Source organism: Lactobacillus leichmannii (assembly GCF_024701915.1).
Lineage (GTDB): Bacteria > Bacillota > Bacilli > Lactobacillales > Lactobacillaceae > Lactobacillus > Lactobacillus delbrueckii.
In genome coordinates this window covers 1-18,081 of sequence record NZ_QOCY01000027.1, presented here as the reverse complement: position 1 = coordinate 18,081, position 18,081 = coordinate 1, and the positions used below count along the sequence as shown (strand labels likewise).

Genomic DNA, 18,081 nt, shown 5'->3' with positions numbered 1-18,081 from the left:
TTTCTGGGTACTTTTCAAAAAGCCACTTGGCCGTAATGCCTTTGAGCTTCTTGACGATATTTGTCACGCTCTCTTGGGGTTTGGCAGACAGCAGAATATGCACGTGAGTTGGCATTATTTCCAGAGCCTTGACCGTATACTCATTCTCACGGCAGATCTGAAGGATCTTGTCCTTGAGCGAATCGACAATAATTGGATTAGCCAAGGCTTGGTTGCGATACTTGGTACACCAGACAATGTGGTAATTGAGGTTGTATACGTAGCCTCGCCCATGGATGATATCTGGCTCATCATTTCTGAATTCGTATTTAGTCATATGAGTTGCACCTCCTTTCAGTATTTACAGCTCTCTAGCTATTTATATTATATCACATGTCAAACTAACGTTCACATACTAAGGTAAAAAGGTGGCGATTCAACTCGGCATTGAAATGCCAAGTTTTCTCCCCCCCAACGTAATAAAATTTGTCTTTTCTCCAATTTTTTGCTAAAGTATTATTAGTTAACATAACATTTTTCAGAGGTTGGAGTTTCAAAACTTTCAAGAATTTGCTTCTTTGGGTCAAGAAGCTTTTTCTTGAGAGTTTTTTGCTATCCAGCCTTTTTTGAAACGGAGGTCAATATGGAATTTATTGGACAACTGATACTGGTCTTGCTGATGACAACCTTGCTGGGGCAAGTCTTTGCCCGCTTCAACTGGCCTCCGGTCATCGGCCAGCTCTTATCGGGGATCCTGCTGGGATCGGCTCTTTTGGGCTGGATCCACCCTAACGAAACGATGACTCTCTTCTCCGACATCGGGGTTATCATGCTGATGTTTTTAGCCGGGATGGAAAGCGACCTGGACTTGCTGAAGAAGTACTTTAAGATCAGCTTCACGGTGGCCACGGTCGGGGTTATCCTCCCTATCCTCTTTATCGGCGGGGCCTCCCTTCTCTTCGGGATGCAGTTCCTGGAAGCCCTCTTCATCGGGATCATCTTCGCGGCCACCAGCGTCTCCATTTCCGTGGAAGTCCTGCGGGCGACCGGGATGCTGCAGACCAAGGCCGGGACGGCAATTTTGGGGGCAGCGGTAGTCGACGACATTTTGGCGGTGATCGTCCTCAGCATCTTCACCACCTTCAGCCATGAAGGCGGCAAGTCAGGACTGACCAACAACTTCTTCCTGAACCTGCTCTTTGAAGCCCTCTACTTCGTCTTCGTCTGGCTGGTTTACAAGTTCATCGCGCCAAAGTTCATGCAGCTGGCGGAAAAAATCAATGTCAGCTACTCTGTGGTCATCGCCTCTTTGATCCTGTCTTTGGGCATGGCCTACATCGCTGAATTAGTCGGCTTGAGTGCCGTGGTCGGGGCCTTCTTCGGCGGCCTGGCCATCCGGCAGACCAAGCAGGAAGCAGAAGTCAATTCCTCAGTCTCCGCGATCGGCTACTCAGTCTTTATTCCAACCTTCTTCGTCAACATCGGCCTGTCGATGACTTTTGCCTCCATCGGCCAGGACTTCCTCTTCATCGTGGTCATGACGGTTCTAGGCGTTCTGTCCAAGTACTGGGCCGGCAAATACTCATCAGAAATCTTCGGCCTTAAGCCGCTGGAAGGCAGCATTGTCGGGGCCGGGATGGTTTCCCGGGGGGAAGTGGCCTTGATCGTGGCCCAGATCGGGATTGCCCACCACCTTTTCCCAAAGGACATTTACTCCAGCTTGATTCTGGTCATCATCTTGACGACGGTTCTCTCACCGATCATGCTCAACCACTATATCAGAAAAGACGAAGCGCAAAACTAAAAAGCAGCGAAGCCAAGCTTCGCTGCTTTTCGTATCTCCAAACAGATTTCTCTTTTTCTCTTTTTGTTGTATTCTTGTATTTTTCCTTTTGGCCTAGCCTAAAATGCTGAGCATGTTCCACATGATGTGAGTGGCCATGGAGTAGCGCAGGTCCTTGGTGGTCATGTAGACCCAGGCCAGGACTGACCCCATCATCCAGTAAACCAGGAGATATGGTGACCAGAAGGGATTGTGGGCAAAGGCAAAGAAGAAACCGGAAACCAGGATCCCCGCCCACTTGGCGACCTTGCCGGCATGGTTAAAGAGGAGGTTGAAGAACATCCCTCTGAAGATGATTTCCTCCATAACCGGGGCAACTAAGACCACCATGATATTGTAGGTGGGGCCCGCCGTCTGCTGGAGGTCATCCAGGTTCTGCTGGTTGACTGAGACCCCGCCGCCGATCAAGTTCATCAAGAGAATGTAGAGCAGCTGCATCAAGAAGAAGCCCCCAACTGCGGTGGCCAGCTTCCGCCAATCCCAGTGGAAGTCCTGGCTGAAGCCCCAGTCATTGTCATCATCCAGCTGCCCCTTATAGAGCCAGAAGCTGAACCAGAAGACCAGGACGGTCGAGAGGGCCAGGATGAAGGCCTCAGCCGACCCGAAGCCAAAGATGTCCGGGTAGAAGTAAAACTCCTGCAGGGTCGTGTACAGCGCGAACACGATTGCGATTTCGATCAAGTAAAAGAGATAATGCCCAATTTTTTTCATGTTTGTCACCTTGTTGTCTCAAAAAAATTCTTATCCTCTATTATAATAAAGTTTGACCAATTTTCTAAACGATATGGACGAGGACCTAAAAAATGCCATCCGGATTAAACACACTGCTATTTCTATTCAGCCAGAACCGGGCTTTCAGCTACTTTACCATTTTGGTGGCGATTGCCGCGGTAACCTTCATTTTCTCCTGGCTGAGCGACCCGCGCCGCTTGATCAACGGGGTCTTTTTCACCTTTTTCATCGCTTCGCTGGGGGCCTGGTTCACCTTCCTGGTCTATGCCACCAACCTGCCCAGCTTCCGCAAGGTCTACCTCTGGGCCCTGGCGATCCTGGCAGTAACCGTGGCCGTCATCGTCTCTTTCTCCTGGATCCTGCTTTTATGGAACTCCTATGTGGTCTTGAAGCATGAGAGCCATACCCTGCCCAACCTCCTGACCTTGATCCTGGCCGGGGCCATGCTGGGCCTCTGGGTCTTCATTTTCATCGGCCACTTCACCCGCAGCACGCCGACCGGCCTGCGCCTCATCCTGGACATTTTCCCGACGGTCGCGGTCTACCTGGCAGCCGTCATGTACAACTTCCTGGTCAACCTCCTGCTATACCAGATTGTTCCCCGCCGCTACCAGCAGAACTACCTGATCGTTTTGGGAGCGGGCCTGATCCATGGGGACCAGATTTCCAACATCCAGGCGGCCAGAATCAACCGGGCCACCCAGTTTGCCTACCACCAGCAGGAAAAGGGCCAGCCCTTGCCCAAGTTCATCATGTCCGGCGGCCAGGGGCCGAATGAAAAAATTTCTGAAGCGGCAGCCATGGCCGCTTACGCCATCAAGCGGGGGGTCCCGAAGGAACTGATCCTGCTGGAAGACCAGTCCAGAAATACCGAGCAGAACATGGAATTTTCTCAGATTGTGGCCTACAACGACTATGGCAATGACAACTTCAAGGCTTGCTTCTTTACCAGCAACTACCACGTCTTCCGGTCAGCCATCTACGCGAAAAGGGCGGGGCTGGATGCCAACGGGATCGGCTCTTACACCCGCCCTTACTACCTGCCCAACGCGGTTTTGCGGGAATTCGCCGGCATGTTCGTCATGAACCGCCTCCGCCACTTCACCGTGATGGCCTTGATCGTGGCCGGCTACATCGCCTTGGCAATTTGCAAACTACTAAATGTCTTTTAACTTTTTTAAAATTACCTGGAAAATCCGGGTAATTTTTTGTTTTTTTCTAGTATGCCCTTCCCGCTTAGAGCCATATATCTTGAGAGCTTTTTGGCAAAAACGAGAATCCCGTCAAATCAACACTTTATCTTGTGGGTGCCCTTTTGACATAACTACCAAATATTGATAAGATCGTAATCGTGTTAATCTTAAGGGGGATTTTATCGTGAAGAAATTCAAATTCAAGCAAGTTTTGGCTACTGGTACTGTTTTAGCAGCGGGGATTGCCCTGACTGCCTGCTCAGGGGCCAAGCAAAACGGCGGCGGCTCCAACAAGAAGAGCTCAGCCAGCGTGGCCTTGATCACTGACATCGCCGGGGTTGACGACCACTCCTTCAACCAGTCCGGCTGGGAAGGGATGGTAGCTTACGGCAAATCTCAAGGCTTAAAGCGGGGGACCAACGGCTACCAATACTTTGAATCAAGTTCAGCTTCTGACTTTACGCCAAACATCAACCAGGCGGTTGCGGCCGGCTACAAGACCATTTTCGGCGTTGGCTACTCACTTAAGGGCGCGATTGCTTCAGCAGCCAAGAAGCACACTGACAAGAACTTCGTCATCATTGACGACGTGATCAAGGGGCAAAAGAACGTGGCTTCCGCCAACTTCAAGTCCCAGGATGCTTCCTACATGGCCGGGGTAGTTGCGGCCCGGACCACCAAGACCAACGTGGTTGGCTTCATTGGCGGGGTTCACGGGGACATCGTCGACTTATTTGATGCTGGTTTTGCCAAGGGCGTGCAGGACACGGCCAAGAAGATGGGCAAGAAGATCACGATTTTGAACCAATACGTCGGCTCATTTACGGCTTCTGACAAGGAAAAGTCAATCGCCAAGGCTATGTTTGCCAAGAAGGCGGACGTAATCTTCCACGCTTCAGGTTCAGCCGGCCAAGGCTTGTTCAGTGAAGCCAAGTCCGTCAACGAAGGCCTGGCTGCCAACTCCAGCAAGAAGGTCTGGGTCATCGGGGTCGACTCTGACCAGTCCAGCCTGGGCAAGTACAAGTCCAAGGACGGCAAGAAGTCCAACCTCTGCCTGACCAGCGTAATGACCGGGGTCAACGTGGCAGTCAAGGACATCGCTACCAAGGCAGCCAAGGGCAAGTTCCCAGGCGGCAAGCAGCTGGTTTACGGCTTGAAGCACAACGGTGTTTACCTGACCCGGGGCTACGTGGCTGACTCAGTTTGGGAGCAGGCACAAACTGCCCGTAGCCAGATTCTGGCCGGCAAGATTTCCGTACCAAGCCACCCAAGCAAGTAAGTAAAAAAAACAAAAATCTCTGAGCAGGAGCTCAGAGATTTTTTTGCGTATCAGGCGTTTTTCCCGGCTTTAACGGCCCAAGAGACCAGGAGCAGGCCAGCAAGAAACATTGCTTCTGGCAGCAGCATGCTGGATAAATTAAAAGCAGCATCCCGCAAAAAGTAGAAGGCCAGCAAGGCACTGATAATCAAGACGGCCGCGAAATCGCGCCAATCTTCGCTGGTGAAAGCTTGCCAGTCCTTTTTGGCAAACATCATGACCAGGCCAGCAAGACCCAGCAGCAAATAGAGAACCGCAATCACAAAAAGTACCTGCGCCGTTTCAAACACCTTTCTGACCAGCATCCCTTCAACCAAGAGCAGACTCCCGCTTGCCAGAAAAATCACTGCCAATTTCCGCCAGCTGAAAGTCACCGGCAATTGCTTAAAACCGCTCAGCAGCATCCCGCAGCCGATTAACAAATTTACCCAAAACAAGCTATTCATTGCTTTCCTCCACTAACAACTAATATCCGCCATCCTACTCTATTATTCTTCTTCGTTCAAGCTCTGATAGCCGTAATTTGCCAGCTGCTGGTCAGTATCGATCACCGACATCCCCCTAACCAAACAGTAGATCAAGACCGCGTCCCGTTTTACGTTGGCGTAAAGTGCCCCGTTATCGCTTAAAGACAGAAGGCGGTTGGTTTCAGCCAGAGATAATTTCAAGCTGAGGGCCAGGGACAAAACCTTATTCCTTGCTGGCAGGCGCCGCCCCTTCAAAATTTGATAGCCATAGCTGCGTTCGATCATAGCCTCGTTGAAAAGCTCGCTTTTCTTGACCCCCTTATCTTCGATCAGCTTGTTCAAATAGCCGGCAAAATTGTAATCAGCCACTTGATCTAGTACATTAGAAATATGATCTGCTTTCAAAGCAGCGAGTAATTTTTCAGTTTCCATTTTTACCCCCATTGTTACCATTATGGCAGAAAGATTTTATAGATGAAGCAAGGAAAAATAAGCGATTACGTTAATCCCGTCCCCATTAAAATAACGGACGACAAGGCAATTTTCAAAGTTGAAAAGCTGGTCCCGACCCCTTACATCGAGCGAGTCCTTCCTTTAGAGTACGCTCCTTTATATGAACAGCTGGCTGAGCTGGACACCGCGATTCCCAAGATTGTCTGCCTGGAAAAAAGCGACCGCCTGACCGTCATCGAAGAATACATCGACTCTCCCCGTCTCGACCAGTACTTAGAGACCCACAAGCTCACTTCTGCCCAGATCCACGACTTAATCTGCCAGCTGCTGGACGTCCTCGCGGTCCTGCACCAGCAGACACCGCCGATCATTCACCGGGACATCAAGCCGGAGAATATTTTTTATGATGGCCAAAAGCTGATCCTGGCCGACTTCGATATCGCCCGGAACATGCAGGAAGACGCTGACCGCGACACCCGCATCCTGGGGTCAGTGGGCTACGCGGCCCCAGAACAGTTCGGCTTCAGCCAGAGCGGGCCAGCCAGTGACTTCTATGCAGTCGGTGTGCTGATGAACGTCCTTTATACTGGCTACCTGCCCAGCGTCCGCCTTTATAAAGGACCAGAACGGGAAATCATTGAAAAAGCTACCCACATCAACAGCCAGAAACGCTACCAAAGTGCCCGGGAATTCAAGGATGCGATTACTGGCTTAGGCCGGTCCAGCTGGCTTTTGCCAGGCTTCCGCAGCCATCAGCCCGCCCGCATGCTTACAGCCGGTTGCGGCTACTTATTGATGCTGTTTATTTCCTTTAGTATGGACGCCAAGAGCGACTCAGCGGTTGACAGTTTCCTGCTCCGCCTGTCCTTTTTCATGGTTCTTTTCTTGATCATCCTTTTTGCCTGCAACTACCGCAATATCAAGAGCATGTGCCTTTTCCATTCATCCAAGTCCAAATTTACCCGGGCCTGCGGGATCATCATCAGCTACCTGCTCGTGGCCACGGTTTTGACCACGGCTTTAGCCGCTTTATCGGTAGCAATTTCATCTTTTGGCCATTAGTGGGCTGCCTGCCCACCAATCCTTCTCTTTAAAAGTCTACACTTAAACTGTCGCTGGTTTATGTGAGAGTAAAAAATTTGAAGGAATAGGAATCATGGCAAAGCAAATCAAAGATGAGAATGGGAATGTGTACGTACAAAAGAAGAAGTTCTATAAGCGCTGGTGGTTCTGGCTGCTAGTCGTGCTGGTTGTCGTTTTCCTCGGAAGCGGGGCCTTTGGCGGGTCAAGCGATAGCGACAGCAGCTCTGACTCAGCCGCCAAGTCCCAGACCAGCTCTAAGAAAAAAGCTGAAGCTAACCCTTTGAGCAAGGTTTACTCAGTCGGCCAAAAGGCATCTTACAAGGGATATGAAATCAAAGTCAACAGCGTCAAGTTCAGTCAAGGCAGCGAATATAACCGGCCTGACAACGGAAAGCAGTTCGTGATCATCAATATTACGATTACCAACCACACCGATGAAAGCCAGGACTACAATCCGTTTGACTTCAAGCTGAACGCGGACGGCAACAACACCGACCTCGACGCAATTGACACGGATGTTGACAACACTCTGGACGCCGGCTCCTTGGACAAGGGCGCTTCAGTTTCAGGAAATTTGGTTGGCGAAGCAAAAACTTCTGCCAAAAAGCTGCAGCTGCAATACAAAACCTCAATTTGGAACGACAATACGGTTAAATTCAATCTCAAATAAACCGCGAAAGCAAAGCCTGCGAGAGCCAGGTTTTGCTTTTTTTGTTAACCGCTGTCAAAAAACAGTTCGGAATTTCGCTTATATTGTTGCTTTTTTCTGTTTTTACACTATAATAAACTAAGGTAAAAATAAACATCTTTTCGCGATTGTCACACAAATATTCGTGTTGTAACGGAGGAAATCACGTGTCTGTTTCTAAATTTAAAAAGTTAGCAACCATCGCTACTGCTGCTGTTTCAGTTTCAGTTCTGTTGACTGCCTGCCAAGGCAAGAAGTCATCATCTTCAACTGGTACTAAGACCACCAAGCACAGCATCGCGCTTATCACTGACAACAACGCCATTGACGACCACTCCTTCAACGAAGCTGCCTGGAATGGTTTCAAGGCCTTCGGTAAGAAGCACGGTCTGAAGCAAGGCAAGGGTGGCTACCAATACTTTGAATCTTCATCAGCCGCCGACTTTACTCCTAACGCCAATGAAGCTGCCAGCTCCGGCTTTGAAACCATCTTCGGTGTCGGCTACCAACTGACCAGCGCTATCAAGTCCGCTGCCAAGAAGAACCCTAAGAAGAACTTCGTGATCATCGACGACGTGATCAGCGGCCAAAAGAACGTTGCTTCAGTTACCTTCGAAAGCAACCAGGCATCATACCTGGCAGGTATCGCTGCTGCTTACACTACCAAGACCAACCACGTAGGTTACATTGGTGGTGCCAAGTCAGCAACCCTGGAACTGTTCGAAGCCGGCTTTAAGCAAGGTGTTGAAGCAGGTGCCAAGGCTTTGGGCAAGAAGATCAAAATTGACGACCAATACATCGGTAACTTCACTTCAACTGACAAGGCTAAGTCAATCGCTCAATCAATGTACGCCAGCGGCGCGGACATCATCTACCACGCAGCCGGCAACGCTGGTAACGGGGTCTTCACTGAAGCCAAGGACATCAACAAGAACCGCAAGGCTTCCAAGAAGGTTTGGGTCATCGGTGTTGACGTTGACCAATCAAGCCTGGGTAGCTACACTTCCAAGGACGGCAAGAAGAGCAACTTCGTTCTGACTTCAGTTCTAAAGGGTCTGGACGTTGCTGTTGAACGTATCGCTGAAAAGGCATACCAAGGCAAGTTCCCAGGCGGCAAGCACTCTGTCTACACTCTTGAAGGCAACGGTGTTTCTGTAACCAAGGGCAACATCGACTCCAAGACTTGGAGCAAGGTTCAAGCAGCCCGCAAGCAAATCTTGAACGGCAAGGTTAAGGTTGCTGAAAGCGTAAGCGACTTGAAGTAATCTCAAACAACAGATTTTTTAAGAGGCACTCATCATTCGATGGGTGCCTTTTTTCTTCGCCTTAGCGTTATAACTAAAACTTCCCAGTCCGGGAACTGGTCTATACAAAGCTACCGCTTTGTTCGTGAATTAACCGTTTTCTTAGCCGCTGAAAAACTTTTTCTCCAAATTCGTCCAAAAAAGCGAATATTCGCCTATCTGTTCTCTTGCTTTTTCTAAAACTGAATGCTATCTTTAATACATAATCGTTCGTCTATGAAGAAGAAAAGAAGAAAAAGAAAGAAGTAATTTCGCTATGCGCTTTAATTACAAGAAATTGGTTGCCGCTGGGGCAGCCACCCTGTCAATCGCTGCTGTATTGACTGCCTGCTCCGGCAAGAAGTCTAACACTTCCGTCAACAAGGACACCAAGCACGGTATCGCCTTGATCACTGACGGTAACGGTGTTGACGACCACTCCTTCAACCAAGCCGCTTGGTCTGGTTTCAAGGACTACGGCAAGGAACATGGCCTCAAGCAAGGCAAGGGCGGTTACCAGTACTTTGAATCATCATCTGCTGCTGACTTCACCCCTAACCTGACTCAAGCTGCCCAAGCCGGCTACCAAACCATCTACGGTGTCGGCTACATGCTGACTGACTCAGTTAAAGCCGCATCCAAGAAGTACCCTAAGAAGAACTTCGTCTTGATCGACTCAGTTATCACTGGCCGCAAGAACGTTGCTTCAGTTACCTTCAAGAGCAACGAAGCTTCCTACCTTGGCGGTCTGGCTGCTGCCTACACCACCAAGACTAACAAGGTCGGCTTCATCGGCGGGGCCAAGTCCAGCGTCCTGGACCTCTTCGAAGCCGGCTTCAAGCAAGGTGTCAAGGATGGTGCCAAGGCCTTAGGCAAGAAGATCACCGTTTACGACCAATACATCGGCAACTTCACCTCAACCGACAAGGCCAAGTCAATCGCCCAGTCAATGTACACTGACGGCGCTGACATCATCTACCAAGCTGCCGGCAACGCCGGTAACGGTGTCTTCACTGAAGCCAAGACCCGCAACAAGGCAACCACGGCTGCCAAGAAGGTCTGGGTCATCGGTGTTGACGTTGACCAGGCAAACCTGGGTAACTACACTTCAAAAGACGGTAAGAAGGCCAACTTCACGCTGACCTCCGTATTAAAGGGGCTGCGTTTCGCATGCAAGGACATCGCTGACAAAGCCTACAAGGGCAAATTCCCTGGCGGTAAGGTAATTTCCTACGGCTTAGCTCACGATGGCGTCTCTGTCACTAAGGGGAACCTTGATGCCAAGACTTGGAAGGCAGTGCAAGCTGCCCGCAAGCAAATCCTGGCTGGTAAAATTAAAGTTGCAACTGCTCCAAGTAAGTAGCACAATATATAGTAGTCAATCTGAAACACTCCGCAATATTACGGGGTGTTTTTTGTAAAAGTAATTACAGAAAGTTTTGTCATATGGAAAAAGAGATCAAAAACATCATTGAGATGCGCCATATCGTGAAAGACTTTAACGGTTTTAAAGCCAACAACGATATCAACCTCACGCTCCGCAAGGGCGAAATCCTGGCGCTTCTTGGCGAAAACGGCGCCGGCAAGTCTACTTTAATGAGTATTCTTTCTGGCCTGCTCGAACCAACCTCTGGCGAAATCTACGTGCGGGGCGAGAAAGTCAACATCTCCGGCCCAAACGTCGCTACCAGCCTGGGGATCGGGATGGTGCACCAGCACTTTATGCTGGCCCAGGCCTTCACTGTCCTGGAAAACATCATCTTAGGCCACGAAACCACCAAGGGCCTGGCCCTGGACTTCAAGACCGCCAGAGAAAAGATCCTGGCCCTGTCCAAGCAATACGGCCTGGCCATCGACCCTGACGCTAAGATTTCCGACATCACCGTCGCTCAGCAGCAAAGAGTTGAAATCCTGAAGGTCCTTTACCGCGGGGCCGACATCTTGATCTTCGACGAACCAACTGCCGTTTTGACGCCGCAGGAAATCACTGAATTTATCAAGATCATGAAGAACCTGGCCAAGGAAGGCAAGTCCATCATCTTGATCACCCACAAGCTGAAGGAAATCAAGGAAAGTGCCGACCGGGTCACTGTCATCCGGGCTGGTAAGTCCATCCAAACCGTCAGCGTTGCCGATGCAGATGACGAACAATTGGCCGAAATGATGGTTGGCCACCATGTTAACTTTAAGCTGGACAAGGCTCCCATCAATCTAGGCAAAAATATCCTGGAAGTCAAGGACCTGCACGTCAATGAAGACCGGGGGACCGAAGCAGTCAAGGGTCTCTCCTTCAATATCCGCGGCGGGGAAATCCTTGGTCTGGCCGGGATCGACGGCAACGGCCAGGACGAACTGGTCGAAGCCATCACTGGCCTGCGCCATGTTGAAGGCGGCCAAGTCGTCATCAACGGCCAGGATTTGACCAACAAGCCAGTCCGCCAAATCACGGAAGCCGGCGTCGGCCACATCCCTGCCGACCGGCAAAAGTACGGCTTGATCCTGCAACTGCCTTTGTCTGAAAACATTGCCAGCCAGACCTACTACAAGGAGCCTTACTCCAAGCACGGGATCATGAACGAACAGACCATCCGGGAACACGCTCGGGAACTGATCAAGAAGTTCGACGTCCGCACGACCAGCGAACAATTGCCAGCCAGCGACCTGTCCGGTGGTAACCAGCAAAAGGCCATCATCGCCCGGGAACTTGACCGGGACGCTGACTTGATCATTGCCTTCCAGCCAACCCGGGGCTTGGACGTCGGGGCCATCGAATACATCCACAGCCAGCTGCTGAAGCAAAGAGACGCCGGCAAGGCCGTGCTCCTTGTGTCCTACGAACTTGACGAAATCTTGCAGCTGTCTGACCGAATTGTCGTCCTGCACGACGGGGCCGAATCAGGTGAAGTCAAGCCTAACCAGACTAGTGAAACTGAACTCGGTTTGCTTATGACCGGGAAGAATACCAAGAAGGAGGCTGCCGCTAATGATTAAGGTGAGCCCTAAAGCCAAGCGGCTTTTAGTGCCGATCGTTTCTGTTATTGCCGGCTTTTTAGTCGGGGCCATCATCATGCTGGCCTGGAGCTATGACCCATTCCAGGCCTACAGCTCAATGTTTGAAAGTGCCCTGGGCTCAGCCAACGGGATCGGGGAAACCATCCGTAACGCCACCCCGTTGATCTTTATCGCTATCGGCTTCCAGATCTCTTCAGCCGCTGGCTTCTTCAATATCGGTCTGCCGGGCCAGGCGCAGGCCGGCTGGCTGACCGCTATCTGGATTGGCCTGGCCTTCAAAGGCCTGCCCGTCTACATCCTCTTGCCATTTGAAATCATCGCCGGCATCCTGGCCGGTGCCTTGGTTGCCGGGATTGCCGGCTGGCTGCGGGCCTACTTCGGAACCAACGAAGTTATCTCAACCATCATGCTTAACTACACCGTCCTCTACCTCTGCCAATACCTGCACCAGGACGTCATGAGCAAGAGCCTCCGCGTTGACACCGACACTACCAAGACTATCGGGGCTAGCGGCAGCCTGCGGATTCCGTGGCTGAGCGAAATGTTCGGCGACTCCCGGATCAGCGGCGGTATCTTCCTGGCCATCATTGCCCTGGTCATCTTCTGGTTCTTGATGAAGAAGACCACGGTCGGCTTTGAAATCAAGGCGGTTGGTTTGAACCCATTCGCCAGCCGTTACGCCGGCATGAGCGACAAGAAGAGCATCATCATCTCCATGCTCCTGTCAGGTGCCTTCTGTGGCCTGGGCGGGGTCGTACAAGGTCTGGGGACTTACCAGAACTACTTCACCCAAACGACTACCCTGGACATCGGCTGGGACGGCATGTCCGTTGCCCTTTTGGGCGGCATGAGCGCCATCGGCATCCTGCTGGCTTCCCTGCTCTTCTCTATCTTGAAGATCGGTGGCCTGGGGATGCAGACGGCAGCCGGGATTCCATTTGAAATCGTTTCTATCGTCATCGCTGCCATTATCTTCTTCGTAGCCATCAGCTGGGCTGTCGGCCTCCTTTTCAAGGAAAAGAAGTCTGACAAGACCGCGACCTATATTGCCACGGCGGAAACCGCCGGCCGGCAAGCCGCCAATGACCAGCAAAAAGGAGGGGAAGCATAATGAACTTCGTGACTGTATTAGCCTTAATCGTTTCATCAACTTTAGTTTATTCAGCTCCCTTGATTTTCACCGCTTTGGGCGGGACTTTCAGTGAAAACTCAGGGATCGTCAACGTCGGTTTGGAAGGGATCATGACCATGGGGGCCTTCACCTCCATCGTCTTCAACCTGAGCTTCGCCTCAACCTTCGGCACCGCTACTCCATGGCTGGGTGCCCTCTTGGGCGGGATTGTCGGGATCATCTTCTCCCTGCTGCACGCCGTTGCCACGGTCAACTGGCGGGCTGACCACGTTATTTCCGGGACGGTCTTGAACTTGATGGCGCCGCCATTGGCCGTCTTCCTGGTCAAGGCCATCTACAACAAGGGGCAGACCGAAAACATCAACCAAAACTTCGGCTACTTCTCCTTCCCTGGCCTGGCCAACATCCCGGTTATCGGGCCGATCTTCTTCAAGAACACTTCAGCTCCTGCCTGGGTGGCCATCGTCTTGTCCATCTTCCTCTACTGGGTACTATACAAGACCCGCTTTGGCCTGCGCTTGCGATCCAGCGGTGAAAACCCACAAGCTGCCGACACTTTGGGGATCAACGTCTACAAGATGCGTTACGCCGGCGTCTTGATCTCCGGTTTCCTCGGCGGGATCGGCGGGGCCGTCTTCGCTGAAGCAATTGCCGGGAACTTCTCAGTTTCCACTATTGCCGGGCAAGGTTTCATGGCCCTGGCGGCCATGATCTTCGGCCGCTACAACCCAATCGGCGCTATGCTGTCCTCCCTCTTCTTTGGCTTCGCGCAAAGCTTGAGTATCATCGGGGACCAGATTCCAGGCATTTCCAGCCTGCCATCCGTTTACCTGCAGATTGCGCCTTACGTCTTGACGATCATCGTTCTGGTGGTCTTCTTCGGCAAGACTGTCGGGCCAGCTGCCGACGGGCAAAACTACATCAAGTCGAAATAAAGAAAACAGGGCTTTGGCCCTGTTTTTTACTGACATTTTTTCTGAAAAAATGCTAAAGTAAATTAATGACAAGTTTTTAAAGCAAGCTTTGTGGAGCTTGGTTCACTGGAATATTAGAGTATGACTCCAATTCTGGCTGAATCCAAAGACCTTTTCCGGGCCCGGATTCGCTGAATTGGAGTTTTTTTATTGGAGGTTTGAATTTAATGGAAGCTCATGGAAAAGTCGCCCCTTCCGTGATCTGGTCGATCATCGGGACCGCGGGCGTGGCCTACAGCGGGCTTTTGGTCGAAACGTCAATGAACGGACCCTCCCAACCCTGATGAAGGTCTTCAACCAATCTTTGAACAACGTGCAGTGGATTACCACGGCCTACCTGCTGGCCGTTACCTTGCCGATCGTCCTGGCTGCCTACCTGCAGCGCAGCTTCAAGTTCAAGAGCTTGATCATCGCGGCGGGCACGGCCTCAGTCATCGGCGGGGTGATCTGCATGCTGTCCAATACCTTGCCGGTCATGCTGGAGGTGCCCCGGGCCAAGCAGGGTTCTTTCGTCGGGACAGCGGGCATGATCGTCGCCCTGGCCCCGTCACTTGGGCCGACCTACGGGGGGATCTGCCTGGCAGCTCTTAACTGGCGGTTCAACTTTATCTTTACCCTGCCGATTACCATTGTCTTCTGCATCATCGCGGCCCGCTTCATGAGCGACAATAAAGCCCACCGAGACCACTTCAACTTCAGCGAGTACCTCTTGATCGTCTTGGCCCTGGTTGCCTTGACCCTGGCCGTTAACAACTTAAGCTCTGGCTTTGCCAGTCCACTGGTTTGGGGCGGGCTTTTGGTCACGGTCATTTCCTTTGTCATCTACTTCAAGCTGGCCAAGCAGGAAGGCAAGGCCCACATTATCAATATTTCCGTTTTGAAAAATACCGGCTTTAACCAGGGTCTGCTCATCTACACTTTCCTGCAGTTCATCCAGATCAGCCTAACCTTTGTCATCCCTAACCTGGCGCAACTGGGTCTGAAGACCAGTGCCTTGACCAGCGTGGGCTGCCTTTTGTCAGCCTTCTTCGGGCCGGTAATGGGCCGGCTCTTGGACAGCCAGGGCTTCAAGAAGCTCTTCTTAATCGGCAACTTCCTGGCCATGGCCGGCATTTTGCTCTACATCATTTTTGCCCAAAAGCTCTCCATTGCCTTGATCGTGATCTTCCACGTCATGTTCATGACCGGCTTCAGCATGATGTACAACAACGCCATGACGATCGGCCTGCAGCAGCTGGAAGTCATGCACATCGCCGGCAGTCCTTACCAGGGGCAGAGCAAGCAGGTAGTCATGGGGTCACAAGCCGCCTTCATCGTCCTCTTCATCTTCATCCTCTTGATTTTTGCCTGCGTCTTGCGCTTGATTAAACGCGACAAGCAAGGTCTGGTCAAAAGCTAAAGCAAGCGAAAAGCCTTACTCCACACGGAGCAAGGCTTTTTCAGATCTTAAAAAGCAATGTCGTCAGCAGGCGCAAAAGTGCGAAGACCGCGAAGACCCAGATGCTGTCTTTGATCCCGCCTAAGTAGCGGCGCTGGTAAAGAGTCATCCCGGCAGCCGCGGCAAAGAGCAGGATAAGGGATACGGCGGCCAGCCAGCTGCCCGGCCAGTAGATCAAGTGGATCACAAACAAGCAGGCCAGATAGGGCCAGGACCACTTCAGCCGCAGCAGGGTAAACTGCTTCCGGCTCAATCCCGGCCAGATCCTCTAGGAGAAAAAGCCGGGCAAGTACCTGGCCTTCCCAACAACTTGCAAGCAGAATTAAAACAGCTTCCTTGCCAGCCAAGTAGCTGGATCATCAGCCGCTTTTTGGACTGCGGGGAAGAAGATGACAAGGTCTACGACTACTACAAGACCTTCGTGGAAATCAGCTGAAAATCAAATGCTCTCCAAAGGCTGCTTGCTCTTCGGTGGCAGGTAATCCCGATCCAAGGCGGCCAGTTCACCGGCGGTCAAGACCAGGTCAGCAGCCGCCAGGTTGGCCCGCATGTGGGCAACTGAACTGGCCTTAGGAATGGTCAAGACCTGCCCGGTCCGCATGGTCCAGGCCAGCAATACTTGGTGAACGGACACGCCCCGCTTGTCAGCGATCTGCTTTAAGCTGGCTTTAACGGGGATAGATTGCCCGTTGCCTGAGTTAAAGGGCGAATAGCCAATAAAAGCAATGCCGTGCTGCTTTTGCCAAGGCAGGAGGTCATATTCAACGCCCCGCTTGTCGAGATTGTAGAGGTCTTCATTGGCAAAAACGGCCCCTTCCCCGGCGATATCTACCAGCTCTTGCATGTCAGCCGTGTCGAAGTTGGAAACTCCCCAGTGGCGGATCAGGCCGGCAGCTTGCAAATCCTGCAGGCCCTTGACGGTTTCTGCTAAAGGATAATCGCTCTTCCAGTGCAAAAGATACAAGTCCAGATAGTCTGTCCGCAGCCGCTTTAAGCTGGCGGCCAGGCTTTTTTTCTGGTCATCAGGACTGGCATGCCAGGGGTAGAACTTGGAAATAAGGAAGAGCTGGCTCCGGTTCAGGTCCTTGATGGCTTCGCCAACCAGGCTTTCAGCCCGCCCTTCCCCATACATTTCAGCGGTATCGATTACGTTGACGCCGGCAGACAAGCCATACCTTATGGCCGCAATTTCCTCCTCCCTCCTGCTGGCATTTTCCCCCATGTTCCAGGTGCCCAGGCCCAGCTGGCTCAGTTTTTCCCCTTTGACGGTCATGTATTTCATGCTCTTGCCTTCATTTATTTCCTATTTTTCTGTTTTGCTTTATTCTTTCTATTTTTTCTTCCTTCTAAGCATAGTACAAGGGCGACCATTTTTTGGAAAAAAGCGCTCAGATTTTACCAAGATTTATTGGTCTATACCTTGGCAAATGTTGGTCTATACCTTGACAAAAAATCCTTACGGAACTAGAATGGACTATACCAATATGAGCAAGCAAAAAAATCAAGGAGTCGTGATCAAGATGAAAGTTATCGTTGTGAAAAACGCCAGTGAATTAGGCAAGCAGGCCTTTGACCTTTTGGCAAAGGCGGTTGACGAAGGGGCTAAGACCTTGGGCTTGGCAACCGGGTCTTCACCGGTTGAGCTCTATCAGGAGATGGTGGCCAGCCAGCTCGACTTCAGCCAAATGACCAGCGTCAACTTGGATGAATACGTCGGTCTCAGCCCGGAAAACCCGCAGAGCTACCACTACTTCATGAACCAGCATCTCTTCCAGTACAAGCCATTCAAGCGCTCCTACCTGCCAGACGGCCAGGCAAAGGACATCCAGGCAGAGTGCAGCCGCTACAACCAGATTTTGGCAGACAACCCGGTAGACTTGCAGGTCTTAGGGATCAGGCAGAACGGGCACATCGCCTTCAACGAACCGGGGACGCCGTTTGACAGCGTGACTCATGAAGTTGCTTTGACGGAAAGCACGATCAAGGCCAACGCCCGCTTCTTCGACAGCATTGATGAAGTGCCAAAGAGCGCCATCTGCATGGGGATTGCCAATATCATGGCGGCTAAGGAGATCATCCTTTTGGCCAAGGGGGAAAGCAAGGCTAAGGCTATTAAGGCCATGGTTGAAGGGCCAGTGACTACGGATGTCCCGGCCAGCGTCCTACAAAAGCACCCGAACGTTACGGTGATTGCCGACCAGGCAGCCGCGAGCTTGCTTAAATAAGAACTTAAACTTCCCACACCAAAAAGACCTATGAAGCCTTGAAAACTCAATAGTTTTGCCAGTAAATATTCAATTAAGCTGCTAGTGATGGCGATATAGCCTCTTGCATGTACTTCGGGAGGCGTGAAATGAAAGCCTTGGTGAACCTTTCCATCAGCTCTTCTGTCGGTTGGAAGATCTCTTTCGCACTCTCGAACATGGCTTCCACCAGGATTTGTAGGGAGTGATTGAAAGGTGATGTCCGCAAGCTCGTCTACCATG

General features: G+C 51.4%; 19 protein-coding genes, 1 pseudogene and 1 other annotated feature. Of the genes and pseudogenes, 13 read left to right on the top strand and 7 right to left on the bottom strand.

Annotated features, from left to right (window positions below):
• A partial coding sequence (gene tnpA / locus DS743_RS02980; RefSeq protein ID WP_258945805.1) for an IS200/IS605 family transposase occupies positions 1–316 on the bottom strand: 316 nt, incomplete at its 3' end.
• 206 nt (positions 317–522) lie between these two features.
• Positions 523–571: a sequence feature (sodium ion sensor (DUF1646 type); this cis-regulatory element may regulate processes involved in with the transportation of sodium ions), on the top strand.
• A 51-nt stretch (positions 572–622) separates the two neighbouring features.
• Between tnpA and DS743_RS02975 the strand changes: the two genes are divergently transcribed.
• Entirely contained in the window at positions 623–1,783 is a 1,161-nt protein-coding gene (locus tag DS743_RS02975; protein ID WP_035185600.1) for a cation:proton antiporter, read from the top strand.
• Between the two features lie 93 nt (positions 1,784–1,876).
• On the opposite strand, the gene DS743_RS02970 is transcribed toward DS743_RS02975, so the two are convergent.
• On the bottom strand, positions 1,877–2,533 hold the full coding sequence (locus DS743_RS02970) for a CPBP family intramembrane glutamic endopeptidase (RefSeq protein WP_003611814.1): 657 nt from the start codon (positions 2,531–2,533) through the stop codon (positions 1,877–1,879).
• Positions 2,534–2,625: 92 nt separating this feature from the next.
• Here DS743_RS02970 and DS743_RS02965 point away from each other — a divergent pair, with 92 nt between their 5' ends.
• On the top strand, positions 2,626–3,726 hold the full coding sequence (locus tag DS743_RS02965; protein WP_072544277.1) for a YdcF family protein: 1,101 nt from the start codon (positions 2,626–2,628) through the stop codon (positions 3,724–3,726).
• 205 nt (positions 3,727–3,931) lie between these two features.
• Positions 3,932–5,026 (top strand): BMP family lipoprotein, encoded by a 1,095-nt coding sequence (locus tag DS743_RS02960; protein ID WP_035185579.1) that lies wholly within the window; start codon positions 3,932–3,934, stop codon positions 5,024–5,026.
• A gap of 50 nt (positions 5,027–5,076) precedes the next feature.
• Here the strand turns inward: DS743_RS02960 and DS743_RS02955 are convergent, their stop codons facing one another.
• Together DS743_RS02955 and DS743_RS02950 are read right to left on the bottom strand one after the other, a co-directional pair.
• Positions 5,077–5,511 carry a hypothetical protein gene (locus DS743_RS02955; RefSeq protein ID WP_035185578.1) on the bottom strand — a complete coding sequence of 145 codons (435 nt, stop codon included), beginning with the start codon at positions 5,509–5,511 and terminating at the stop codon, positions 5,077–5,079.
• 42 nt (positions 5,512–5,553) lie between these two features.
• Positions 5,554–5,964, bottom strand: coding sequence for a hypothetical protein (locus DS743_RS02950; protein ID WP_016396105.1), 411 nt, complete (start codon positions 5,962–5,964; stop codon positions 5,554–5,556).
• A 42-nt stretch (positions 5,965–6,006) separates the two neighbouring features.
• Here DS743_RS02950 and DS743_RS02945 point away from each other — a divergent pair, with 42 nt between their 5' ends.
• The 8 genes from DS743_RS02945 to DS743_RS02910 all read left to right on the top strand — a co-directional run bounded on the left by DS743_RS02945 (position 6,007) and on the right by DS743_RS02910 (position 15,556).
• Positions 6,007–7,047, top strand: a complete 1,041-nt coding sequence (locus tag DS743_RS02945; protein ID WP_035185577.1) for a serine/threonine protein kinase — start codon at positions 6,007–6,009, stop codon at positions 7,045–7,047.
• Between the two features lie 94 nt (positions 7,048–7,141).
• The gene (locus tag DS743_RS02940) at positions 7,142–7,738 is read left to right on the top strand and encodes a DUF4352 domain-containing protein (RefSeq protein ID WP_035185576.1); all 597 of its coding nucleotides are present in this window, start codon (positions 7,142–7,144) and stop codon (positions 7,736–7,738) included.
• A gap of 185 nt (positions 7,739–7,923) precedes the next feature.
• Positions 7,924–9,021, top strand: a complete 1,098-nt coding sequence (locus tag DS743_RS02935; protein ID WP_035185574.1) for a BMP family lipoprotein — start codon at positions 7,924–7,926, stop codon at positions 9,019–9,021.
• A 295-nt stretch (positions 9,022–9,316) separates the two neighbouring features.
• Positions 9,317–10,402 (top strand): BMP family lipoprotein, encoded by a 1,086-nt coding sequence (locus DS743_RS02930; protein WP_035185571.1) that lies wholly within the window; start codon positions 9,317–9,319, stop codon positions 10,400–10,402.
• 83 nt (positions 10,403–10,485) lie between these two features.
• A complete protein-coding gene (locus DS743_RS02925) occupies positions 10,486–12,030 on the top strand; it encodes an ABC transporter ATP-binding protein (protein ID WP_141372532.1) in 1,545 nt (514 codons plus the stop codon).
• The gene (locus tag DS743_RS02920; RefSeq protein WP_035185567.1) at positions 12,023–13,162 is read left to right on the top strand and encodes an ABC transporter permease; all 1,140 of its coding nucleotides are present in this window, start codon (positions 12,023–12,025) and stop codon (positions 13,160–13,162) included. Before DS743_RS02925 ends, DS743_RS02920 begins: the two co-directional genes overlap by 8 nt.
• Positions 13,162–14,118 (top strand): ABC transporter permease, encoded by a 957-nt coding sequence (locus DS743_RS02915; RefSeq protein ID WP_003616436.1) that lies wholly within the window; start codon positions 13,162–13,164, stop codon positions 14,116–14,118. The genes DS743_RS02920 and DS743_RS02915 overlap by 1 nt, the downstream gene beginning before the upstream one ends.
• Positions 14,119–14,440: 322 nt before the next feature.
• Complete coding sequence (locus DS743_RS02910; protein WP_231128250.1) at positions 14,441–15,556, top strand: MFS transporter; 1,116 nt, start codon at positions 14,441–14,443, stop codon at positions 15,554–15,556.
• Between the two features lie 40 nt (positions 15,557–15,596).
• Here DS743_RS02910 and DS743_RS02905 read toward each other — a convergent pair whose 3' ends face one another.
• On the bottom strand, positions 15,597–15,848 hold the full coding sequence (locus tag DS743_RS02905; RefSeq protein WP_035185562.1) for a hypothetical protein: 252 nt from the start codon (positions 15,846–15,848) through the stop codon (positions 15,597–15,599).
• A gap of 57 nt (positions 15,849–15,905) precedes the next feature.
• On the opposite strand from DS743_RS02905, the gene DS743_RS02900 reads away from it, so the two are divergent.
• On the top strand, positions 15,906–16,031 hold the full coding sequence (locus DS743_RS02900) for a hypothetical protein (RefSeq protein ID WP_257786113.1): 126 nt from the start codon (positions 15,906–15,908) through the stop codon (positions 16,029–16,031).
• Positions 16,032–16,034: 3 nt separating this feature from the next.
• Here the strand turns inward: DS743_RS02900 and DS743_RS02895 are convergent, their stop codons facing one another.
• The gene (locus DS743_RS02895) at positions 16,035–16,877 is read right to left on the bottom strand and encodes an aldo/keto reductase (RefSeq protein WP_035185561.1); all 843 of its coding nucleotides are present in this window, start codon (positions 16,875–16,877) and stop codon (positions 16,035–16,037) included.
• Positions 16,878–17,115: 238 nt separating this feature from the next.
• Here DS743_RS02895 and nagB point away from each other — a divergent pair, with 238 nt between their 5' ends.
• The gene (gene nagB, locus DS743_RS02890) at positions 17,116–17,820 is read left to right on the top strand and encodes a glucosamine-6-phosphate deaminase (protein ID WP_141372530.1); all 705 of its coding nucleotides are present in this window, start codon (positions 17,116–17,118) and stop codon (positions 17,818–17,820) included.
• A gap of 73 nt (positions 17,821–17,893) precedes the next feature.
• Here the strand turns inward: nagB and DS743_RS09255 are convergent.
• Positions 17,894–18,081 (bottom strand): annotated as a pseudogene (locus tag DS743_RS09255) (IS4 family transposase); the annotation flags it as partial.

Coding starts and splice junctions, on each gene's coding strand:
- DS743_RS02945 (WP_035185577.1), top strand. CDS start 6,007: ATGAAGCAAGGAAAAATAAGCGATTACGTTAATCCCGTCCCCATTAAA.
- DS743_RS02915 (WP_003616436.1), top strand. CDS start 13,162: ATGAACTTCGTGACTGTATTAGCCTTAATCGTTTCATCAACTTTAGTT.
- DS743_RS02970 (WP_003611814.1), bottom strand. CDS start 2,533: ATGAAAAAAATTGGGCATTATCTCTTTTACTTGATCGAAATCGCAATC.
- DS743_RS02910 (WP_231128250.1), top strand. CDS start 14,441: ATGAAGGTCTTCAACCAATCTTTGAACAACGTGCAGTGGATTACCACG.
- nagB (WP_141372530.1), top strand. CDS start 17,116: ATGAAAGTTATCGTTGTGAAAAACGCCAGTGAATTAGGCAAGCAGGCC.
- DS743_RS02975 (WP_035185600.1), top strand. CDS start 623: ATGGAATTTATTGGACAACTGATACTGGTCTTGCTGATGACAACCTTG.
- DS743_RS02920 (WP_035185567.1), top strand. CDS start 12,023: ATGATTAAGGTGAGCCCTAAAGCCAAGCGGCTTTTAGTGCCGATCGTT.
- DS743_RS02940 (WP_035185576.1), top strand. CDS start 7,142: ATGGCAAAGCAAATCAAAGATGAGAATGGGAATGTGTACGTACAAAAG.
- DS743_RS02930 (WP_035185571.1), top strand. CDS start 9,317: ATGCGCTTTAATTACAAGAAATTGGTTGCCGCTGGGGCAGCCACCCTG.
- DS743_RS02955 (WP_035185578.1), bottom strand. CDS start 5,511: ATGAATAGCTTGTTTTGGGTAAATTTGTTAATCGGCTGCGGGATGCTG.
- DS743_RS02950 (WP_016396105.1), bottom strand. CDS start 5,964: ATGGAAACTGAAAAATTACTCGCTGCTTTGAAAGCAGATCATATTTCT.
- DS743_RS02965 (WP_072544277.1), top strand. CDS start 2,626: ATGCCATCCGGATTAAACACACTGCTATTTCTATTCAGCCAGAACCGG.
- DS743_RS02925 (WP_141372532.1), top strand. CDS start 10,486: ATGGAAAAAGAGATCAAAAACATCATTGAGATGCGCCATATCGTGAAA.
- DS743_RS02895 (WP_035185561.1), bottom strand. CDS start 16,877: ATGAAATACATGACCGTCAAAGGGGAAAAACTGAGCCAGCTGGGCCTG.